Below are 19514 nucleotides of genomic sequence, written 5' to 3' on the forward strand. Positions count from 1 at the left end.
AAAGAATGAGGTTTTTGTGGGTCCGGTAATGTTAGATGTCGCCAGCTATGAGCTGGATGCGGAAGATCGTGAAGTGTTGGAACACCCGTTGGTTGGCGGCGTTATCCTGTTTACCCGTAATTTTCATGATGCAGCGCAGTTGCGTGAGCTGGTGCGACAAATCCGCGCGGCGTCGCGCGAGCGTCTTGTGGTGTCCGTGGATCAGGAAGGCGGGCGCGTTCAGCGTTTTCGCGATGGCTTTACCCGCCTGCCTGCCGCGCAGGCCTTCGCAGCATTAAATAGCGAACCAGAAACCTTGCGTCTGGCAGAAGAGGGCGGATGGCTGATGGCGGCAGAAATGATCGCAATGGATATCGACATTAGCTTTGCACCGGTGCTGGATATCGGCCACCAGAGCGCAGCGATTGGCGAACGTTCGTTTCATGAACAGCCGGAGATCGCGTTGGCGGTAGCGCAGAGCTTTATTCGCGGTATGCACAGTGCGGGAATGAAAGTGACAGGTAAGCACTTCCCCGGCCACGGTGCGGTCAGTGCCGATTCACATAAAGAAACGCCGCGCGATCCGCGTCCGCTTGCGGAGATTCGTGCACACGACATGTCGATTTTTAAAGAACTGATTCAGCGCCAGCAGTTGGATGCCATCATGCCTGCTCATGTGATTTACACGGAGGCCGATCCGCGTCCAGCCAGTGGTTCACCCTATTGGCTCAAAACGGTGCTGCGTGACGAACTGGGTTTTGATGGCATCATTTTCTCTGACGATCTCTCGATGGAAGGTGCCGCTGTGATGGGGAGTTATCCCGAGCGGGCGCAGGCCGCCTTGCAGGCAGGATGTGACATGATTCTGGTTTGCAATCATCGGGAAGGGGCCGTTAGCGTGCTGGATAACCTGTCCCCGGTCAAAGCGGAGCAACTGACGCGCTTATATCATCAGGGTTCGTTTTCTCGTCGGGAACTGCTGGATTCGCCACGCTGGAAGCAGGCGAATCAGGCGCTCACATTGCTCAGCGAGCGCTGGCAGGCGCATAAAAATGGCGAGAAATAGGTAACTTAGTTTGCGGTGAGGATGAAAGATGATTATCTATTTACACGGTTTTGACTCGACCAGCCCCGGCAACCATGAAAAGGTCCTACAGCTTCAGTTTATTGATGAAGATGTACGATTGATTAGCTACAGCACGTTGCATCCGCGTCATGATATGCAACACCTGCTAAAGCAGGTGGATAAGACGATTCAGCAGTCTGATGACGATCGTCCGCTGATCTGCGGCGTGGGGTTGGGCGGTTTCTGGGCAGAACGGGTAGGTTTCCTGTGTGACATACGACAGGTCATCGTCAATCCTAACCTGTTTCCGCAGGAAAACATGGGCGGGAAAATCGATCGCCCAGAAGAGTATCTGGATATCGCCACGAAGTGCGTGGCGAACTTTCGTGAAAAGAACCGCGATCGCTGTATGGTGATGCTCTCCCGTCAGGATGAAATGCTCGACAGCCAGCGTAGCGCACAAACGTTGGGAGCGTATTACGAGATCGTCTGGGATGATATTCAGACGCATAAATTCAAAAGCATCTCCCCCCATTTACAGCGAATAAAAGCCTTCAAAACGCTCGGTTAACCCTGCGTTAGCGATGACTGTTCATCGCGGCTGTCGTTCCTTCTGATACCCTTGTTTGAGGGGTAACAGGAGGAATGACGCAATTTATTTACTTTCCTTAGTTCATCCAGCGGCGCAGATGCGCACGATTCAGCATTTTCTCTTCACACAGACCTCCGCTAATTCACTGAAATAAAGATGAAATTTTCTCGCTAAAATCTACCTAACAAAATAAATTGATATATATCAATTTTGGTATGACCAAATGACCTAGCGTGCTATTCTTGCTGCAGATATCAGGCTTAACTTACGCGAACCCTATGTTATATAAGGATATTATTTTTTACTCTTTATTAACCATTGGTTCACATTTTTAGGGGGTCATTTTGACATCATCAACCAAAAAAATTGTCATTGTCGGCGGGGGAGCTGGCGGACTTGAACTGGCAACGAGTTTAGGCCACAAGTTAGGACGCAAGAAAAAAGCGGAAATCACGCTGGTGGATCGTAACCATAGCCACCTGTGGAAACCGTTACTGCATGAAGTGGCAACGGGCTCGCTGGACGACGATATGGATGCGCTGAGCTATCTGGCGCACGCCCGTAATCACTATTTTCAGTTCCAACTGGGCATGCTGACGGATATCGACCGCGAGCAGCAGCAGATTCAACTGGCTGAAGTGTGTGACGAGCAAGGTGAGGTGCTGGTTGCCGCGCGTCGTATCCCGTATGACATTCTGGTGGTGGCATTAGGCAGTACCTCAAATGACTTCGGTACGCCGGGCGTGAAAGATCACTGTATTTTCCTGGATAACCCGAAACAAGCCCGCCGTTTCCATAATGAAATGCTGAATTTGTTTCTGAAATTCACGGCGAATCAAGATGAAAAAGAGCGCGTGAACATCGCAATTGTGGGCGGCGGTGCGACAGGGGTCGAACTGTCTGCGGAACTGCACAATGCGGTGAAACAGTTGCACAGTTACGGCTTTGACGGACTGGATAACCAAACGCTGAACGTCACGCTGGTGGAAGCGGGTGAGCGTATTTTACCTGCGCTGCCGCCGCGTATTTCCGCGGCAGCACATCAGGAACTGAACAATATTGGTGTTCGTGTATTGACGAAAACCATGGTGACCAGCGCCGAAAGTGGCGGTCTGAATACGAAGGACGGTGAATTTATCGAAGCCGACCTGATGGTTTGGGCTGCGGGTATCAAAGCACCGGATGCGATGAAAGAGATTGCCGGTCTGGAAACAAATCGGATTAACCAGTTAGTGGTTGAACCGACGCTACAAACGACACGCGATCCCAACATTTTCGCCATCGGCGACTGTGCCTCCTGTCCGCAGGAAGGCGGCGGCTTCGTACCTCCCCGTGCGCAAGCGGCGCACCAGATGGCGTCACGTTGCCACAGCAATATCATCGCGTTGCTGAACGGACAGACGTTGAAACCTTATGTCTATAAAGACCACGGCTCGTTGGTTTCGCTGTCTAAATTCAGTACGGTTGGCAGCCTGATGGGGAACCTGATGCGGGGCTCCGTAATGGTAGAAGGGCGGATTGCACGTTTCGTGTATATCTCTCTGTATCGCATGCATCAGGTTGCCCTGCATGGCTATGTGAAAACAGGCCTGATGATGCTGGTCGGTGGGATCAATCGGGTGATTCGCCCGCGCCTCAAATTGCATTAATCCACAACGACTGACATCTTTCTGAGACGGGTGTGAACGTGAGTTCGCGCCCGTATTGTTTTTCTCATCGCCCTGCTTTGGCTCTCTCGAAAAAACGTGCTTCCCCATCAGCGCATCCGCAAGACTTTGTCTCTTAGCCATACCTCTATTCGCCGTGTTACTGAACCCCTGAAATAACAGTATAAAATATCGTCCTATTACCAATTACAGTTAAGATAATTCCCAAATGACGCTTTTGTGTTACGAATCTGACACTTTTGGTTAGTTAGTCTTATTGCGAGAGTGTGAAACATTGTGCAGACTTTCCACTGTTTACAGATGGCGTAGCACGCACGCCAAAAATTCTGAATGCTGATATTCAGAAGGAACCACCGGATTCATCACGTTAAACGTGAGCTGGCGTAAAACAAGATTTACGGCAGGATTGCAGGTGGGGAATGCGTGAGAATAGATTCGGGAGGTATCCTGTGAACAAATCAATGTTAGCGGGTGTAGGTATTGGTGTGGCTGCGGCATTGGGTGTGGCGGCGGTGGCGAGTATGGATGTCTTTTCCTCTAAACCTCAGTTTGCACAGGTGCTAACAGCAACACCAATTAAAGAAACGGTCAAAACGCCTCGTCAGGAGTGCCGTAACGTGAGCGTGACGCATCGTCGTCCGGTACAGGATGAAAACCAGATTGCTGGCTCGGTACTGGGTGCCGTAGCGGGTGGTGTTCTGGGGCACCAGATTGGTGGCGGACGCGGTAAAGATATCGCGACGGTCGCGGGAGCGTTGGCAGGTGGTTATGCCGGTAACCGTGTACAAAGCGGCATGCAGGAAAATGATACGTACACGACGCAGCAACAGCGCTGTCAGACGGTGTACGACAAATCACAAAAAGTTCTGGGTTATGATGTCACTTATAAAATCGGCGACCAGCAGGGTAAAATCCGCATGGATCGCGATCCTGGTACACAAATTCCAGTAGACCGAAACGGGCAATTAATCCTGAATCAGCAGAGCTAATTTGCCCTGACGTCCACATTTTTGCGCTGACACCATCTCTAAAAACCGCGAGCCACCTGAAGAAGGTGCTCGCGGTTTTTTTCATGAATCGATCGTGCTGTGACCGACCTGCGTCATGCTCAGGGATAACAGTAAGGCGACTGTAGCGCATCCTCCAGCCAGCCAAAGCTCCTGCGTTATCTGGGCTGTTGATCACGCCACGATAATCGGTGACACCGTTATCTTATGAAGCACAACTTTTCTCTGGCTTAGCCACGAAAAATGATCTCTGCCCAGCGCGCCAGACCGGCGGTAACGGAACCAAAGTCGTTACCGCTGGCGATAGGAATATCTGGAAGCAGTTGTTGAATAGCCTGACGCAGCAGAGGAGAGCGGGCGCTACCGCCAGTCAGGTAGATCACTTCCGGGCGAGTTTGGCTGGTTTCTAACGCCAGCGTTACCTGCTGCTGAATGCGGCTCAGAGGATTATCGATTGCGGTATTGAGCTCATCCGCATGAATGCGCGTTGCCAGACCCGATTCGATAAAGTGTAAATCGGCTGTCGTTTCCGCTTGATTGGACAGCGCAATTTTGCTCTCTTCCGCCACCTGAATCAGACGGTAGCTCAGGCGCTGTTGCCAGACGGTCAGCAGCCTTTTTACCTGCTCAGGCTGGCGTGCATCGCGGATCATTTCGTTGATTAACGCGCGGCTGGCGGTGCTATGAAACTCTTTTTGCGCCGGAATATCGTTAATCGCGACCGCATTCCACCAGGTCATGATCGGCAGAGCGATGCCTTTTTCTGTCTCGCTATTCATGCCAAGCAGCGGCATCAACTGTTTGAACGCGAGCATGATGTCCAGATCGTTACCGCCAACGCGGCAGCCGCTGTGTCCTAACAGGCTTTGCGAACGTTCTTGCTGCTTATGCCATTCTGGGCCCATCAGCAGCATGGAGCAGTCGGTGGTTCCGCCGCCGATATCCACGACCAGCACGCGTGTTTCTTTCGTTAGTGTGGATTCGAAATCCAGCCCAGCGGCGACGGGTTCAAACTGAAAGACAACGTCTTCAAATCCGGCGCGATGTGCCGCGCGATCTAAAATCCCTTGCGCCTGCTGGTTAGCGTCTTCCCCGCCGATACTCTGAAAGTTAATCGGACGACCAATCACCGCCTGACGAATAGGTTGGTCAAGCTGGCTTTCTGCCTGCGTGCGGATATGCAGCATCATGGCGCAAACCAGATCTTCAAACAGCGCAATCTGCTGCGCTTTCAGGCCGATGGCACCGAGGAAGGACTTCGGCGATTTGACGAACCAGGTCTCTTCCGGGTCATCCATATAGTGGCGTAACGCCTCGCGCCCGAACTTCACGCTATCAGGCTGCACGCGAATATCTTCTTCACGGTTGTAGCTGATGGCGCGCTTGAGCAGCAGCGCGTTCTCGCCCTCTGCGTTGACCTGATGGTGCCGCCATAACCACTCGCTGACGGCTTCACGCACAGGTGCGCATAGCAGAGAGGAAAGATAGGGCGAATCCTTTTCCAGCGCCAGGAGCCGTGGTGTACCTGAATCCATCACTGCCACGGAACAGTTCGCCGTGCCGTAGTCAAAACCGATAAACATCGTCGTGCCCCATGCCATAAAAAATTTTCGGGAGAAATTTTTAACGTCGCACCTGCGACGGCCCAGAAGGGTGGCCGCCAAGGATGGCAGGCCATAAAAAAAGGTGGCGACTTTACTGCGTTACGACGGTGCTTGTAAAGGCGGATGGCGCAATTCGAGCGCACAGGGATGTGTGTACAGCATCTTTACGATCTATCCGTTATTCCCGCTCTACGGATTTTGTTAGCAACCTCACGGGAACCCGAAGATTCCCGTTTTTATCGTGAAAACGGCTTACGCCGCCAGCGTATGTTGCGCCATGTTCCCCAGCAGTGAACCGATAAATTCAATGCGTTTTGGGCGATCGCTCAAATCCTTCATGAATTTCAGGCGAGTTGGGCCATCAAGGCGGTAGGTGCCCGGATCGCGCTGTAACAGACCGATGAGGTGAGACGGATCAACGCGATTTTGCTCACTGAATTCGATAAATCCACCTTTCTCATTGCCTTCAATACGGCGAATACCCAGTGCCTGTGCCTGCTGGCGCAGGGCAGCAATCTGCAACAGATAGCGACTGGCATCGGGAAGGAGACCGAAACGATCGATCAGTTCGACCTTCAATTCATCCAGTTCGTCGGCGGTTTTCGCGCTGGCAATACGTTTGTATAGCGACAGTCGCGTATTGACGTCGGGAATGAAATCGTCGGGCAGCAGGGCAGGCAAGCGTAATTCGACGTCGGTCTGGCTGTTGATCAAATCTTCCAGCGACGGCTCCCGGCCTGCTTTCAGCGCATCGACGGCGCTTTCCAGCAGTTCCATATACAGTGAAAAACCGACGCTGGTCATCTGCCCGCTCTGGTCTTCTCCGAGCAGTTCGCCTGCGCCACGGATTTCCAGATCGTGCGTGGCCAGTGCAAAACCGGCACCGAGGTCTTCCAATGAGGCGATCGCTTCCAGACGTTTCTGCGCATCGGTGCTCATCGTTTTGGGGTTTGGCGTCAGCAGATAGGCATAAGCCTGATGGTGGGAACGCCCCACGCGACCGCGCAACTGATGCAACTGCGCCAGACCGAAGTGGTCGGCACGCTCGATGATGATGGTGTTGGCGCTTGGAATATCGATCCCAGTTTCGATGATGGTGGTACACACCAGCACGTTAAAACGCTGATGGTGGAAATCGTTCATGACCCGTTCCAGCTCGCGTTCACGCATCTGGCCGTGGCCGATAGCGATGCGCGCTTCCGGTACCAGCTCCGCCAGTCGCTGAGTGGCTTTTCCGATATTTTCGACATCGTTATAAAGGTAATACACCTGACCTCCGCGTAGAATTTCACGCAGGATGGCTTCGCGCACCACCAGATTGTCATATTCACGCACGAATGTTTTTACCGCTAAACGACGGGCTGGGGGCGTGGCGATAATCGACAGATCACGCATCCCGCTCATCGCCATGTTGAGCGTACGCGGAATCGGCGTGGCGGTGAGCGTCAGGATATCGACATTCGCCCGCATTGCTTTGATGCGTTCTTTGTGACGCACGCCGAAGCGGTGTTCTTCGTCCACAATCAGCAGCCCTAAGTCGCGCCAGCGCACGTCGCTCTGCAATAGCTTATGGGTACCGATCAGAATATCGACTTTGCCTTCCTGCGTTTCTTCCAGCACTTGAGTTTGCTCACGGGCGCTACGGAAGCGGGAGATCATTTCAATCTTCACCGGCCAGTTGGCAAAGCGATCGCGGAAGTTGTCAAAATGCTGCTGAGCCAGCAGCGTTGTCGGTACCAGAACGGCAACCTGCTTATGGTTTTCAACCGCCAGAAACGCGGCGCGCATTGCCACTTCGGTTTTACCAAAGCCGACATCGCCACATACCAGACGGTCCATCGCCAGCGGCTGGCACATATCGCTCAACACGGCGTTGATAGCCTGCGCTTGATCGGGTGTGGTCTCGAAGGGGAAACTTTCGCAGAAAAGCTGATATTGCGTTTTATCATGCTTAAAGGCAAAACCGCTTTTCGCCGCGCGTTGCGCATAAACATCCAACAGTTCGGCGGCGACATCGCGCACTCTTTCTGCTGCTTTTTGCCGCGCGCGCGACCACGCATCGCCACCCAGTTTATGCAGCGGCGCATTCTCATCGGCACCGCCTGCGTAGCGGCTGATCAAATGCAGTGAGGAAACGGGGACATACAACTTGTCCTCGCCCGAATAGGTCAAAATCAGGTATTCAGCTTTGATGCCACCGGCTTCCAACGTGGTCAACCCGGCATAGCGGCCAACGCCATGTTCGAGATGGACAACGGGCTGCCCCGGCCGCAGTTCCGCCAGATTGCGGATCAGCGTATCGGTATTGATCGTGCGGCGATTATCCTGACGGCGGCGGCTAACGCGTTCGCCCAGTAGGTCGCTTTCGCAGATTAAGGCTCGCTGGCGCAGCGTGTCGATAAAACCGTGCTCGCTGGCACCGATGATCAGGTAAGTGCCACGCTCCTGCGCCTGCTCCAGCGTGCTGATGAGCGTAGGGTTCAGTTTGATGCGTGCCAGCAGTTCCTGGAGCGTTTCGCGACGGCCTTCACTCTCAACGGAGAAAATGACCTGACCGTCGGACTGTTCGATAAAGCGGCGCAGCGCATCTAACGGGGATTTTTGCTGATGCTGAATCGCCAGTTCCGGCAGCGGCAGATAGGCCAGATTCACGTTGGCGGCTTTTTCCGGCAGCGTATCCGTTCTCAACTGCACGCGCGGCCACGCTTTCAGCTCCGTGAACAGGCCATCTACCCGTAACCAGAGTGAGTCTGACGGCAGCAACGGACGCATGGGATCGACACGGCGGCTTTCAAAACGCTGCTGAATATCCTGCCAGAAGCGCTCAGCGCTCTGTTCGATATTACCGGTATTGACGATCAGCGTGTTGTTCGGGAAGTAGCTGAACAGCGACGGCAGCGGTTCACTGAAGAATAACGGCTGCCAGTATTCGATGCCTGCGGGCCAGACGCCTTTGCTGACCTGTTGGTAAAGGTGTTCGGCGTCGCGCCGTACCTCAAACTGTTCGCGCCACTGGCTGCGAAACAGCTCGATGGCGGCTTTATCCGTCGGGAACTCGTGGGCAGGCAGTAAATTAATGTGCGGTACTTCATTCAGCGTGCGCTGGGTATCCACATCGAAAAGACGCAGGCTGTCGATCTCATCATCAAAGAAATCAATACGGTAGGGCTCTTCGCTCCCCATTGGGAACAGATCCAGCAGTGCGCCGCGCGTGGCATATTCACCGTGTTCCATGACCTGATCGACACTGCGGTAACCCGCCTGCTCCAACTGCGAACGCAGCTTATCGCGCGAAAGACGCTGGCTTTTTTTCAACACCAGCGCATGGCCGTGCAGGAAACTGTGCGGACAAACGCGCTGCATCAGCGTGTTGACCGGCAGAATCAAAACGCCGCGTGTCATGTTGGGCAATTGGTACAGGGTAGAAAGGCGGGTCGAAATAATTTCCTGATGCGGAGAAAAACTATCGTAGGGCAGCGTTTCCCAGTCAGGTAGCGTAGTGACGTGCTGGTCGGTAAATTGCTGAATCTCATCGCGTAAGCGCAGGGCGTTTTGCATATCAGGGGCGATAAGTACCACCAGCCCAGCGTGGCGTTCAATAATTTCTGCACATTCAACGGCGCAGGCAGCGCCGGTTAACTGGCCCAGCAGGCGCTGCTCACCGGCTTTTGATGGCAGCGAATAACGGTAATTTTCAGGCATCATCTGATTATCGGGTCTCGCCTCCCTGCATCCGGCCAGGAATAAGAAAAAGCCGTAGAGTGAGGGTGTTAGGGTTCCATAAAGCAGTACTACCCTTTATTATCCTTGATCACTTTGCTTTGGCAACCTTATCCAGACGGATTTCATGTATCAACCTGTCGCTTTATTTATTGGCCTGCGCTACATGCGTGGGCGCGCATCAGACCGCTTCGGCCGGTTTGTCTCCTGGTTATCCGCCATTGGTATCACGCTGGGCGTGATGGCGCTGGTCACCGTACTTTCCGTGATGAATGGCTTCGAGCGCGAACTGGAAGGCAATATTCTGGGCGTGATGCCTCAGGCGGTCATCACTACGCCACAAGGTTCGCTAAACCCGGCGAAGGTTCCTGCTTCCTCTTTAGACTCGCTGGAAGGTGTGACGCGCGTTGCGCCGCTGACGACGGGCGATGTGGTGCTGCAAAGCGCCCGTAGCGTTGCCGTTGGTGTGATGTTAGGGATTGATCCTGACGAGCAGGAGCCGCTGTCGCGTTATCTGGTTAATGTCAAACAGCAGCAACTGCAATCCGGTCAATATCAGGCCATTTTGGGCGAGAAACTGGCCGAACAACTGGGGGTCAAAGCGGGCGATCAGATTCGCATGATGGTGACGAGCGCCAGCCAACTGACGCCGATGGGGCGTATTCCCAGCCAGCGTATCTTCACCGTTGCTGGCACCTTTGCGGCGAACAGCGAGGTGGATAGTTATCAGTTGCTGGTGAACCAGCAGGATGCTTCTCGCTTGATGCGCTACCCAGCAAACCACATTACTGGCTGGCGTTTGTGGCTGGAAAAGCCGCTGTCGGTCGATACGCTGAGCACGCAAACGCTGCCGGAAGGCACGGTCTGGAAAGACTGGCGCGAACGTAAAGGCGAACTGTTTCAGGCCGTGCGTATGGAGAAAAACATGATGGGGCTGTTGCTCAGCCTGATCGTGGCGGTGGCCGCTTTCAATATTATTACCTCGCTGGGTTTACTGGTGATGGAAAAACAGGGTGAAGTCGCCATTTTGCAAACGCAGGGGCTGACTCAACGCCAGATTATGACGGTGTTTATGGTGCAGGGGGGCAGCGCTGGCGTGATTGGCGCGTTGTTAGGAGCAGTGCTGGGGACGCTATTGGCCAGCCAACTGAATACGCTGATGCCAATTCTGGGTGTATTGCTGGATGGTGCCGCGTTGCCAGTGGATATTGACCCTGCGCAGGTGGTGACTATCGCCATTTCCGCGATGGTGATTGCCCTGTTATCGACACTTTACCCGTCATGGCGCGCTGCCGCCGTTCAACCCGCTGAGGCTTTACGTTATGAGTGATTTACCGTTATTGCAGTGTAATAACCTGTCCAAGCGCTATCAGGACGGCAACCTGTCTACCGATGTGTTGCGCGATGTCTCTTTCGAGATGAGCAGTGGGGAGATGATGGCGATCGTCGGGAGCTCGGGGTCGGGTAAAAGTACGCTACTGCATATGTTGGGCGGGTTGGATACGCCAACGTCAGGCGAAGTCATCTTCAAAGGTCAGCCGTTAGGTACGCTCTCGGCAGCGGCAAAAGCCGATTTGCGCAATCGCGAGCTGGGCTTCATTTATCAGTTTCATCACCTGCTACCCGATTTTACCGCGTTGGAAAACGTCGCAATGCCGCTGCTGATTGGCAAAGCGCCAACGTCGCAGGCGCAGGATAAAGCACGCGAAATGCTGGCGGCCGTCGGGCTCGAAGCGCGCAGCCACCACCGTTCGTCTGAGCTGTCCGGTGGTGAGCGGCAGCGTGTTGCCATCGCCAGAGCGCTGGTTAACAGCCCGTCGCTAGTGCTGGCGGACGAACCGACCGGTAACCTTGATCAGCGCACGGCGGATACCATTTTCGAATTGCTGGGAGAGCTGAACGTCCGGCAGGGCACAGCTTTTCTTGTGGTGACACACGATCTGCAACTGGCTAGCCGACTGAATCGCCAACTGGAAATGCGCGACGGTCAGTTGCAGCAGGAACTGACCCTGATGGGAGCGCGGCAATGACATTTCCTCCGCTCTCGTTGCTGATTGGCCTGCGCTTTAGCCGTGGCCGTCGGCGTGGCGGCATGGTTTCGCTGATTTCGGTCATTTCGACGCTGGGGATCGCCCTTGGTGTCGCGGTGCTGATTCTTGGCCTGAGCGCGATGAATGGCTTTGAGCGTGAACTGAATAACCGCGTGCTTGCCGTGGTGCCGCACGGTGAGATCGCACCGGTCAATCAGCCTTTTGACGGCTGGCAGGACATGCTGCCGAAAATAGAGCAGGTGCCCGGCGTGGCAGCCGCAGCGCCTTATATCAATTTCACTGGGCTGTTGGAGAACGCTGCCAAACTTCAGGCGGTTCAGGTAAAAGGCGTCGATCCGCAGCAGGAGAAACGTCTTAGCGCGTTGCCCAACTATGTGCTTAATGATGCCTGGCAGCGGTTCCGCGCGGGCGAACAGCAGGTCATTATTGGGCAAGGCGTGGCAAAGGCGCTGAATGTGGCTGAGGGGGATTGGGTTACGGTGATGATCCCGAACAGTGATCCGGAAATGAAGCTGATGCAGCCTAAACGTATCCGGCTGCACGTCAGTGGCATTTTACAACTGAGCGGCCAGCTCGATCACGGTCTGGCGCTGATTCCGCTTGCCGATGCCCAGCAGTATCTGGATATGGGACAGAGCGTAACGGGGATCGCGATCAAGGCTAAGGATGTTTTTTCTGCCAATAAATTGGTGCGTGATGCGGGCATGGTCACAAAGGCCTATGTCACTATTCGCAGTTGGATTGGCACCTATGGTTATATGTACCGAGATATCCAGATGGTGAGAACTATCATGTATCTGGCGATGATCCTGGTGATTGGCGTGGCCTGTTTTAATATTGTGTCAACGCTGGTAATGGCGGTGAAAGACAAAAGTAGCGATATCGCCGTCCTGCGTACGCTGGGAGCGTCAGATGGCATGATTCGGGCTATCTTTATTTGGTACGGACTATTGGCTGGGCTACTGGGTAGCGTGATAGGCGCGGTGATTGGCGTGATCGCGACCTTGCAATTGACGCCGATTATTCACGGCATTGAATCTCTCATCGGCCATAAACTGCTGTCCGGCGACATCTATTTTATCGATTTTCTACCGTCGGAACTGCACCTGATGGATGTCTTTATCGTATTAGGAACGTCGTTGGTACTGAGTCTGATTGCCAGTTGGTATCCTGCACGGCGCGCCAGCCGGATTGACCCTGCCCGCGTGCTGAGCGGACAGTAAACCAAGTCAACGCACATGCGGCTTGAGAGATGGTGGAAATAATCCCTATCGTGTGGGAAAGCGATCACACCCTAAGGAGCAGTCATGTACTACGGTTTTGACATGGGCGGCACGAAAATTGAGCTGGGCGTGTTCGATGCGGCATTGAACAAGGTGTGGCAAAAGCGGGTGCCGACACCGCGCAATCATTATGATGAGTTGCTCACCACGCTGGTTGATCTGGTTTATGAAGCGGATGCACAAACCGGAGTACAAGGAAAGGTCGGTATCGGCGTACCGGGAGTACAAACGGGCGATAACGGCGCGCTATTTACTGCTAACCTGCCTGCGACGATGGGAAAACCGCTGCGTACGGATTTGTCACAGCGTTTGCAGCGGGATGTTCGCCTCAGCAACGATGCCAACTGTTTTGTGCTGTCTGAAGCCTGGGACGCGGAGTTTCGTTCGTATCCTGTCGTGTTGGGGATGATTCTGGGCACGGGGTTGGGGGGCGGTCTGGTAATTAACGGGCGTCCGGTTGAGGGGCGCAACGGCATTGCCGGTGAGTTTGGTCATATCCGCCTGCCGTCCGACGCGCTGGATATCATCGGTGCCGACATTCCCCGCGTGAAGTGTGGCTGCGGGCAATTTGGCTGTATTGAGAATTATATTTCTGGGCGCGGTTTTGAATGGCTGTACGAACATCTGTATGGCGAAGCCCTGCCAGCGGTGACTATCATCCGGCACTATCGTGGCGGCGAGGAAAAAGCGCTGGAGTTTGTCGATCGTTTTATGGATTTGTTGGCGGCTTGTCTGGGTAACCTGCTGACCCTGTTTGATCCCCATCTGCTGGTGTTGGGCGGTGGCCTGTCGAATTTTGATGAAATTTATCAAATTTTGCCGATGCGTCTTCCTGCACGACTTTTACCGATTGCGAAACTGCCACGCATAGAGAAAGCGCGTCACGGTGATGCGGGCGGTGTACGTGGCGCGGCGTTGCTACACTTAATGGATAACTAGCTGGAGAAAGAATGTATACGCGTCAACGATTAGGGCGGTTTCATAAGGGAAAGCGACTGCGGCAACAGCGTCTTCGTGCGCGTATTTTCCATCGTGATTATCTGGCCGCAAGCGAAGTGAAAAAACCGCGCGTGGTGGTACTGACGGGCGCTGGCATTTCAGCCGAGTCCGGCATTCGTACCTTTCGCGCAACCGATGGCCTGTGGGAAGAACACCGCGTCGAAGATGTCGCCACACCTGAAGGTTTTCAGCGCAACCCTGAACTGGTGCAGGCGTTTTATAACGCCCGCCGTCGTCAGCTACAGCAGCCGGAAATTGTACCGAATGCTGCGCATCTGGCATTGGCGAATCTGGAAACGATGCTGGAAGATAACTTTCTGCTGATTACGCAAAATATCGATAACCTGCATGAGCGTGCTGGTAGCAAGCGCATCATTCATATGCACGGTGAGCTGCTGAAAATACGCTGTAGCCAAAGTGGGCAGATTTTTGAGTGGACGGACGATCTCGCCGTTGGCGAACGTTGCCACTGCTGTCAATTCCCCGCGCTTTTACGCCCTCATGTGGTGTGGTTTGGTGAAATGCCGCTGCACATGGACAAGATTTACCATGCGTTGTCGCAGGCTGATTACTTTATTGCGATTGGCACATCGGGGCATGTGTATCCCGCAGCAGGCTTTGTCCATGAGGCCCATTCACATGGTGCCTACACGCTGGAACTGAATCTGGAACCCAGCCAGGTAGAAAGCCAGTTTGATGAAAAAATCTATGGCCCCGCCAGTACCGTCGTGCCCGAGTTCGTCGCGGCCTGGCTGACGCGTGGTCAAAGCATCACGTTTTAAGCGTCCGCAAAAAGCTTTAAACGCCCGCAAAAAGAGAAAACGTCATGAATCGTATGAAGACGGCGTTTTTTCTTTCCTATCGTTGCCGCAGCAGCATTCGTCAAGCTGATCGAACGGCAACATGGCGGTATGGTTAAAGAAACAATATTCACTCTCGCTACAGCGCGTATGCGCCGCGGTTTCTGTCGGCGAATCCGCCTGCGGCTGTTGGCTGTCATGGCGTGATGATGTTCCATGATGTGGCCGTGTTCCATGAAAAGATAAGGTTCGTCGGAAAAAGCCTAGCATAGCGTTACCCCACCGTATCCCATCAAGGTATTAATGAGACACTTTCCTTGATGAGAGTTGTTCTCATCAATGTAAGCTAAGCGTAGTTGATTATCCGGTAAGGCGGGAATGACAATTGTCAAAATGTATATCCAAAATTGTTCTATTCACTCGTTATGCCTGAGTCGACAAAGGGGTAGATCGATTAGAACGTCCGTCTGGCGTCTGCCGCCGGCTCTTTTAGATAATGCAGATTGCACAATGCCACCTGATGGCTCCGATAGGTAATGTGGCCTTGTCGCTTCCAGTCGGACATCAATCGGCTCAATGTCTCACCGCGCATCCAGTCATGCTGAAACAGCACGTCACCGTATTCATCGGGCGATAGCGCTTTTTTGACAAATGTCATTTGTCCTTTCGACGAAGGCTATTACCATTAAGTTAGTAAATGAAAATAATAATCACTTGCATGAATTCAGCAAGCCAAATCACGGTGCGCTGAATCCGAGGGAACAGAGTATGAGCGATCATGAAGCAGGACATAAATTTTTAGCCCGCTTGGGGAAAAAACGTCTGCGCCCCGGCGGCAGGAAAGCAACCGAGTGGCTGCTCAGTCAGGCTGAGTTCCGGCAGGACAGCGTAGTGCTGGAGGTCGCTTGCAATATGGGCACGACGGCGATGGAAATTGCGCGCCGTTTTGGCTGTCAGGTTATCGGCGCGGATATGGATAAAGCGGCGTTAGAGAAGGCGCAGGAAAATGTCGCGGCAAACGGCCTGGCATCGCAGGTCACGATTATGCAGGCGAATGCGCTGGAGCTGCCGTTTCCCGATAATCACTTTGACGTAGTGATTAATGAAGCCATGCTGACGATGTATGCCGACAAGGCCAAAAGCCGCATCATTGCCGAATATTATCGCGTGCTGAAACCGGGTGGACGCCTGATTACCCACGATATTATGCTGCTCTCCGAGAAGGATACCGGCGCATTACAGGCGGTGGAACAGATGCATAAAGCGATCAACGTGCATGCGCAGCCGATGCTGCGTGAGTGCTGGGTGACGCTGTTTCAGGAATGTGGTTTTAGCAAGGTCAACTACGATAGCGGTGCTATGACGCTGCTGACGCCACAGGGGCTGATTTATGATGAAGGGCTGGCTGGCGCGGCACACATCGTAAAAAATGCGCTGAAGAAAGAAAACCGCGATATGTTCTTCAACATGTTTCATACCTTCCGTCGCAATCGGAACCAGCTTAACTATATTGCGGTATGCAGCACGAAGTAGTGGCCGTATTGCTTTTGGCTGTGTAGCGGTAACAAGGAAAAAGCGTGTAAGGCAGGCGAAATCGTTTAACATACGTGACAGAACGTTATCTTAATTGCGCTTTTTATTGCGCCGGATTCCTTGTTACGGTGAACAATGCAGCCATCATCGCCGGGTGATACCCCGCTAAAGCACGCGACGCCGTTGCCTCACTACAGTCAGCTAAAACAACAGCAGTACCGACGCGATCGTCGGAGTCTGATACTGCTGTTGGTGTTTCTCGTGCTTACGCTGGTCGTCAGTCTGTGCGCCGGAGAGCGCTGGATTTGGCCGACGGCTTGGCTGGATGATGCTCAGCAACTCTTTGTCTGGCAACTGCGTTTGCCCAGAACGCTGGCTGTGATGCTGGTGGGCGCCAGTCTGGCGATGTCAGGCACCGTGATGCAGGCGGTTTTTGATAACCCATTGGCGGAACCAGGTCTGCTGGGCGTCGCGAACGGCGCAGGCGTAGCCTTAGTGCTGGCGGTACTGCTGGGACAGGGATTGCTGCCCGTCTGGACGTTAAGCCTGAGCGCGATTGCAGGCGCGCTGCTGATTACCTTTCTGTTGCTCCATTTTGCCCGCCGTCATATTTCCAACACCCGTTTATTACTCATCGGCATTGCGCTCGGGATTATCTGTAGCGCAGTGATGACTTGGGCCGTCTATTTCAGTACCAGTCTTGATTTACGCCAGTTGATGTACTGGATGATGGGGGGCTTTAGCGGCATTGATTGGCGGCACGGCTGGCTGATGTTGGCGCTCTTGCCGGTGTTACTGTGGTTGAGCCGTCAGGGAACCGTGCTGAACGGGTTGGCGTTGGGTGAGATTCAGGCGCGTCAGTTGGGCATTCCGGTCTATCGCTGGCGTACGATTCTCGTACTGATTATGGGCGTACAAGTTGGGCTGAGCGTGGCGCTGGCTGGCATCATCGCGTTTATTGGCTTGGTGATCCCACACATGTTACGGCTGTGCGGACTGACCGATCAGCGTTATTTATTAACGGGCTGTGCGTTGGCTGGCGGTGGCGTTCTTTTGCTGGCGGATACCGTTGCGCGCGTGGCGCTGAGTTCAGCCGAGTTGCCGATAGGCGTGGTTACCGCTACGCTGGGATCGCCATGGTTTATCTGGTTGTTATTACGGAATCGGCTGTAGCGAGAGGCCTGTTTTATCCATTCTTATTGATCATTAAAGGGAGCAAAACGATGAGCACTGAAATCTATGCTATTCCGCTGACCACTATCGACGGGAAAGCGACAACGTTTGAGGCATTTAAAGGGCAGGTGGCTTTAGTTGTTAACGTTGCCTCGCAATGCGGCCTGACTAAGCAATACGATGCGTTGGAAAAACTCTATGAGACCTATCGTGACAGAGGTCTGGTTGTGTTGGGGTTCCCTTCCAATGAGTTTGCCGGGCAGGAACCAGGATCAGAAGAAGAGATTCAGGCATTCTGCCGTGGGACGTTTGGTGTTCAGTTCCCGATGTTCAGCAAAATTGAAGTGAATGGCGAGAATCGCCATCCTCTGTACCAACTGCTGATTCGTGAACAGCCGGAAGCCAACGGAACCTGGAAAAGTGACTTTTTTGCTCGTTTGGTTAATAAAGGTCGTAAGCCTAAAAATCCAGAAGACATTCTGTGGAATTTTGAAAAATTCCTGGTGGATCGCGAAGGGCGTGTGATTGATCGTTTTGCACCGGATATGGCACCTGATCATGACACCATCGTGAAAGCGATCGACGATGCGCTGGCAAAATAAGTGACGCAGCAGACTTCCCCGGTATTACAGCTGCGGCAGGCTGGCGTCTCGCCACGGTTGTCGCCGACAACGGCGGTGTGTCGTCGCGGTGAGTTGCTGCATATCATTGGCCCGAATGGGGCAGGGAAGAGTACCCTGCTGGCAAGAGCGGCAGGCCTGCTGGCGGGGGAAGGCGAGATCGATCTGGCTGGTACGCCGCTGTCGCAGTATACAGCGGCGGATTTAGCCGTACGACGCGCCTATCTGGCACAGCAGCAACCTCCTCTGGCGCTGATGCCAGTGTTTCAGTATTGGCAGTTGCATCAACCGCCGCTGGCTCAGGAAAATGCGGTCGAAAAGGTGGTGCATTTCCTGGCAGAACGCCTGATGTTAACCGATAAGCTGGCGCGCCCGCTCACGCAGCTGTCGGGGGGCGAGTGGCAGCGCGTTCGGCTGGTGGCGGCGCTGTTGCAGATTTGGCCGACCCTCAATCCGCACGCGTGTCTACTGCTGTTGGATGAACCGACTAATAGCCTCGATGTGGCGCAGCAAGCGGCACTGGATGTGCTATTGAACGAACTCTGCCGTTTGGGGATTGCGGTCGTGGTTTGCGCCCACGATCTGAACCATAGCGCTCACCATGCGGATCGCGTATGGCTGCTGTCGGCTGGTGCTGTGGTGGCACAGGGCGAGACGGCGGGGGTGATGCTGCCGGAGGTGCTGTCTCCTGTATTCGGTGTCGCGTTCCAGCGGCACGTGGTCGATGGTAGAAATTGGATCATCACGCGTAGCGCCTGACTACTGATGCGAGAAAATGGCGTCGTCAGAAAATAGGAAAAATCGCCTTTACTTGCCAGAGGCCCCGATTAAACGCTAAATTAATCCAATACCTAGCATTTTCAAACGCTAGAGGCCTATGGCCTCGGCGGTTTTATGGTAATCGCGATGATACGTCTACGACATGCTTTGATCCTCGCCAGCCTGATTTTAGTCGGCTGTAGCAGTAGTCGGCATAATAATCCGCCGCCGAATGCGCGCCTGAGCGATTCGATTATGGTGATGGCGCAGCTAAACGATCAACTTGGGCAATGGTACAGAACGCCTTACCGCTATGGCGGACTGGATCGTAACGGCGTCGATTGTTCCGGTTTCGTCTATCTGACGTTTCGCGATAAGTTCGGCATGCAGTTGCCGCGCACCACGGAAGAACAAACCGAACTGGGCGAGCGTGTTGACCGTGATAATCTATTACCGGGTGATTTGGTCTTTTTCAAAACGGGCAGCGGCAGCAGTGGGTTGCACGTCGGCATTTATGACAAAGACGACCAGTTTATTCATGCCTCCACCAGCCAAGGCGTAATCCGTTCGTCTTTGGATAACGTGTACTGGAAGCGGGCTTACTGGCAGGCTCGCCGCATCTAATTTTCCTTCCTTATTCTGTTTTGTTGACAGCATGGAG

17 protein-coding genes are annotated in these 19514 nt (G+C 53.7%); 14 read left to right on the top strand and 3 right to left on the bottom strand.

Annotated features, from left to right (window positions below; all coding sequences use genetic code 11):
- Positions 1 to 16 precede the first annotated feature (16 nt).
- The 4 genes from nagZ to H0247_RS11565 all read left to right on the top strand — a co-directional run bounded on the left by nagZ (position 17) and on the right by H0247_RS11565 (position 4293).
- Entirely contained in the window at positions 17 to 1045 is a 1029-nt protein-coding gene (gene nagZ, locus H0247_RS11550) for a beta-N-acetylhexosaminidase (RefSeq protein ID WP_180742660.1), read from the top strand.
- A gap of 28 nt (positions 1046 to 1073) precedes the next feature.
- Entirely contained in the window at positions 1074 to 1616 is a 543-nt protein-coding gene (gene ycfP, locus H0247_RS11555; protein WP_180742661.1) for an alpha/beta hydrolase YcfP, read from the top strand.
- Between the two features lie 365 nt (positions 1617 to 1981).
- Complete coding sequence (locus tag H0247_RS11560; protein WP_180742662.1) at positions 1982 to 3286, top strand: NAD(P)/FAD-dependent oxidoreductase; 1305 nt, start codon at positions 1982 to 1984, stop codon at positions 3284 to 3286.
- A 467-nt stretch (positions 3287 to 3753) separates the two neighbouring features.
- Positions 3754 to 4293 carry a glycine zipper 2TM domain-containing protein gene (locus tag H0247_RS11565; protein WP_010297275.1) on the top strand — a complete coding sequence of 180 codons (540 nt, stop codon included), beginning with the start codon at positions 3754 to 3756 and terminating at the stop codon, positions 4291 to 4293.
- Positions 4294 to 4541: 248 nt separating this feature from the next.
- Here the strand turns inward: H0247_RS11565 and yegD are convergent, their stop codons facing one another.
- Together yegD and mfd are read right to left on the bottom strand one after the other, a co-directional pair.
- Positions 4542 to 5894, bottom strand: a complete 1353-nt coding sequence (gene yegD, locus H0247_RS11570; protein ID WP_180742795.1) for a molecular chaperone — start codon at positions 5892 to 5894, stop codon at positions 4542 to 4544.
- A gap of 273 nt (positions 5895 to 6167) precedes the next feature.
- Positions 6168 to 9620 carry a transcription-repair coupling factor gene (gene mfd, locus H0247_RS11575; RefSeq protein ID WP_180742663.1) on the bottom strand — a complete coding sequence of 1151 codons (3453 nt, stop codon included), beginning with the start codon at positions 9618 to 9620 and terminating at the stop codon, positions 6168 to 6170.
- A gap of 142 nt (positions 9621 to 9762) precedes the next feature.
- Here mfd and lolC point away from each other — a divergent pair, with 142 nt between their 5' ends.
- From lolC to cobB, 5 genes are all read left to right on the top strand, one after another.
- Positions 9763 to 10965, top strand: coding sequence for a lipoprotein-releasing ABC transporter permease subunit LolC (lolC, locus tag H0247_RS11580; protein ID WP_180742664.1), 1203 nt, complete (start codon positions 9763 to 9765; stop codon positions 10963 to 10965).
- Positions 10958 to 11665: a lipoprotein-releasing ABC transporter ATP-binding protein LolD gene (gene lolD, locus H0247_RS11585; protein WP_180742665.1), complete on the top strand. Its 708-nt coding sequence runs from the start codon at positions 10958 to 10960 to the stop codon at positions 11663 to 11665. Before lolC ends, lolD begins: the two co-directional genes overlap by 8 nt.
- Complete coding sequence (lolE, locus tag H0247_RS11590) at positions 11662 to 12909, top strand: lipoprotein-releasing ABC transporter permease subunit LolE (RefSeq protein ID WP_180742666.1); 1248 nt, start codon at positions 11662 to 11664, stop codon at positions 12907 to 12909. The genes lolD and lolE overlap by 4 nt, the downstream gene beginning before the upstream one ends.
- An 84-nt stretch (positions 12910 to 12993) precedes the next feature.
- On the top strand, positions 12994 to 13908 hold the full coding sequence (gene nagK / locus H0247_RS11595; RefSeq protein WP_180742667.1) for an N-acetylglucosamine kinase: 915 nt from the start codon (positions 12994 to 12996) through the stop codon (positions 13906 to 13908).
- A gap of 11 nt (positions 13909 to 13919) precedes the next feature.
- On the top strand, positions 13920 to 14750 hold the full coding sequence (gene cobB / locus H0247_RS11600) for a Sir2 family NAD+-dependent deacetylase (RefSeq protein ID WP_180742668.1): 831 nt from the start codon (positions 13920 to 13922) through the stop codon (positions 14748 to 14750).
- Between the two features lie 472 nt (positions 14751 to 15222).
- Here the strand turns inward: cobB and H0247_RS11605 are convergent, their stop codons facing one another.
- On the bottom strand, positions 15223 to 15426 hold the full coding sequence (locus H0247_RS11605; RefSeq protein WP_255433950.1) for a helix-turn-helix domain-containing protein: 204 nt from the start codon (positions 15424 to 15426) through the stop codon (positions 15223 to 15225).
- Between the two features lie 110 nt (positions 15427 to 15536).
- On the opposite strand from H0247_RS11605, the gene H0247_RS11610 reads away from it, so the two are divergent.
- The 5 genes from H0247_RS11610 (at position 15537) to H0247_RS11630 (ending at position 19477) form a co-directional block, all read left to right on the top strand.
- Positions 15537 to 16301: a class I SAM-dependent methyltransferase gene (locus H0247_RS11610; RefSeq protein ID WP_180742669.1), complete on the top strand. Its 765-nt coding sequence runs from the start codon at positions 15537 to 15539 to the stop codon at positions 16299 to 16301.
- Between the two features lie 135 nt (positions 16302 to 16436).
- Entirely contained in the window at positions 16437 to 17474 is a 1038-nt protein-coding gene (gene btuC, locus H0247_RS11615; protein WP_180742670.1) for a vitamin B12 ABC transporter permease BtuC, read from the top strand.
- Between the two features lie 50 nt (positions 17475 to 17524).
- Positions 17525 to 18076, top strand: coding sequence for a glutathione peroxidase (locus H0247_RS11620; protein ID WP_180742671.1), 552 nt, complete (start codon positions 17525 to 17527; stop codon positions 18074 to 18076).
- On the top strand, positions 18077 to 18853 hold the full coding sequence (gene btuD, locus H0247_RS11625) for a vitamin B12 ABC transporter ATP-binding protein BtuD (RefSeq protein ID WP_180742672.1): 777 nt from the start codon (positions 18077 to 18079) through the stop codon (positions 18851 to 18853).
- A 147-nt stretch (positions 18854 to 19000) separates the two neighbouring features.
- On the top strand, positions 19001 to 19477 hold the full coding sequence (locus tag H0247_RS11630) for a C40 family peptidase (protein ID WP_219606716.1): 477 nt from the start codon (positions 19001 to 19003) through the stop codon (positions 19475 to 19477).
- Positions 19478 to 19514: the final 37 nt, after the last annotated feature.

Origin of the sequence: Pectobacterium sp. CFBP8739 (assembly GCF_013449375.1) — a bacterium.
Taxonomy (GTDB): Bacteria; Pseudomonadota; Gammaproteobacteria; order Enterobacterales; family Enterobacteriaceae; genus Pectobacterium.

Coding starts and splice junctions, on each gene's coding strand:
- lolE (WP_180742666.1), top strand. CDS start 11,662: ATGACATTTCCTCCGCTCTCGTTGCTGATTGGCCTGCGCTTTAGCCGT.
- lolC (WP_180742664.1), top strand. CDS start 9,763: ATGTATCAACCTGTCGCTTTATTTATTGGCCTGCGCTACATGCGTGGG.
- H0247_RS11620 (WP_180742671.1), top strand. CDS start 17,525: ATGAGCACTGAAATCTATGCTATTCCGCTGACCACTATCGACGGGAAA.
- yegD (WP_180742795.1), bottom strand. CDS start 5,894: ATGTTTATCGGTTTTGACTACGGCACGGCGAACTGTTCCGTGGCAGTG.
- H0247_RS11605 (WP_255433950.1), bottom strand. CDS start 15,426: ATGACATTTGTCAAAAAAGCGCTATCGCCCGATGAATACGGTGACGTG.
- H0247_RS11630 (WP_219606716.1), top strand. CDS start 19,001: ATGATACGTCTACGACATGCTTTGATCCTCGCCAGCCTGATTTTAGTC.
- btuC (WP_180742670.1), top strand. CDS start 16,437: ATGCAGCCATCATCGCCGGGTGATACCCCGCTAAAGCACGCGACGCCG.
- lolD (WP_180742665.1), top strand. CDS start 10,958: ATGAGTGATTTACCGTTATTGCAGTGTAATAACCTGTCCAAGCGCTAT.
- cobB (WP_180742668.1), top strand. CDS start 13,920: ATGTATACGCGTCAACGATTAGGGCGGTTTCATAAGGGAAAGCGACTG.
- nagK (WP_180742667.1), top strand. CDS start 12,994: ATGTACTACGGTTTTGACATGGGCGGCACGAAAATTGAGCTGGGCGTG.
- ycfP (WP_180742661.1), top strand. CDS start 1,074: ATGATTATCTATTTACACGGTTTTGACTCGACCAGCCCCGGCAACCAT.
- H0247_RS11610 (WP_180742669.1), top strand. CDS start 15,537: ATGAGCGATCATGAAGCAGGACATAAATTTTTAGCCCGCTTGGGGAAA.
- mfd (WP_180742663.1), bottom strand. CDS start 9,620: ATGATGCCTGAAAATTACCGTTATTCGCTGCCATCAAAAGCCGGTGAG.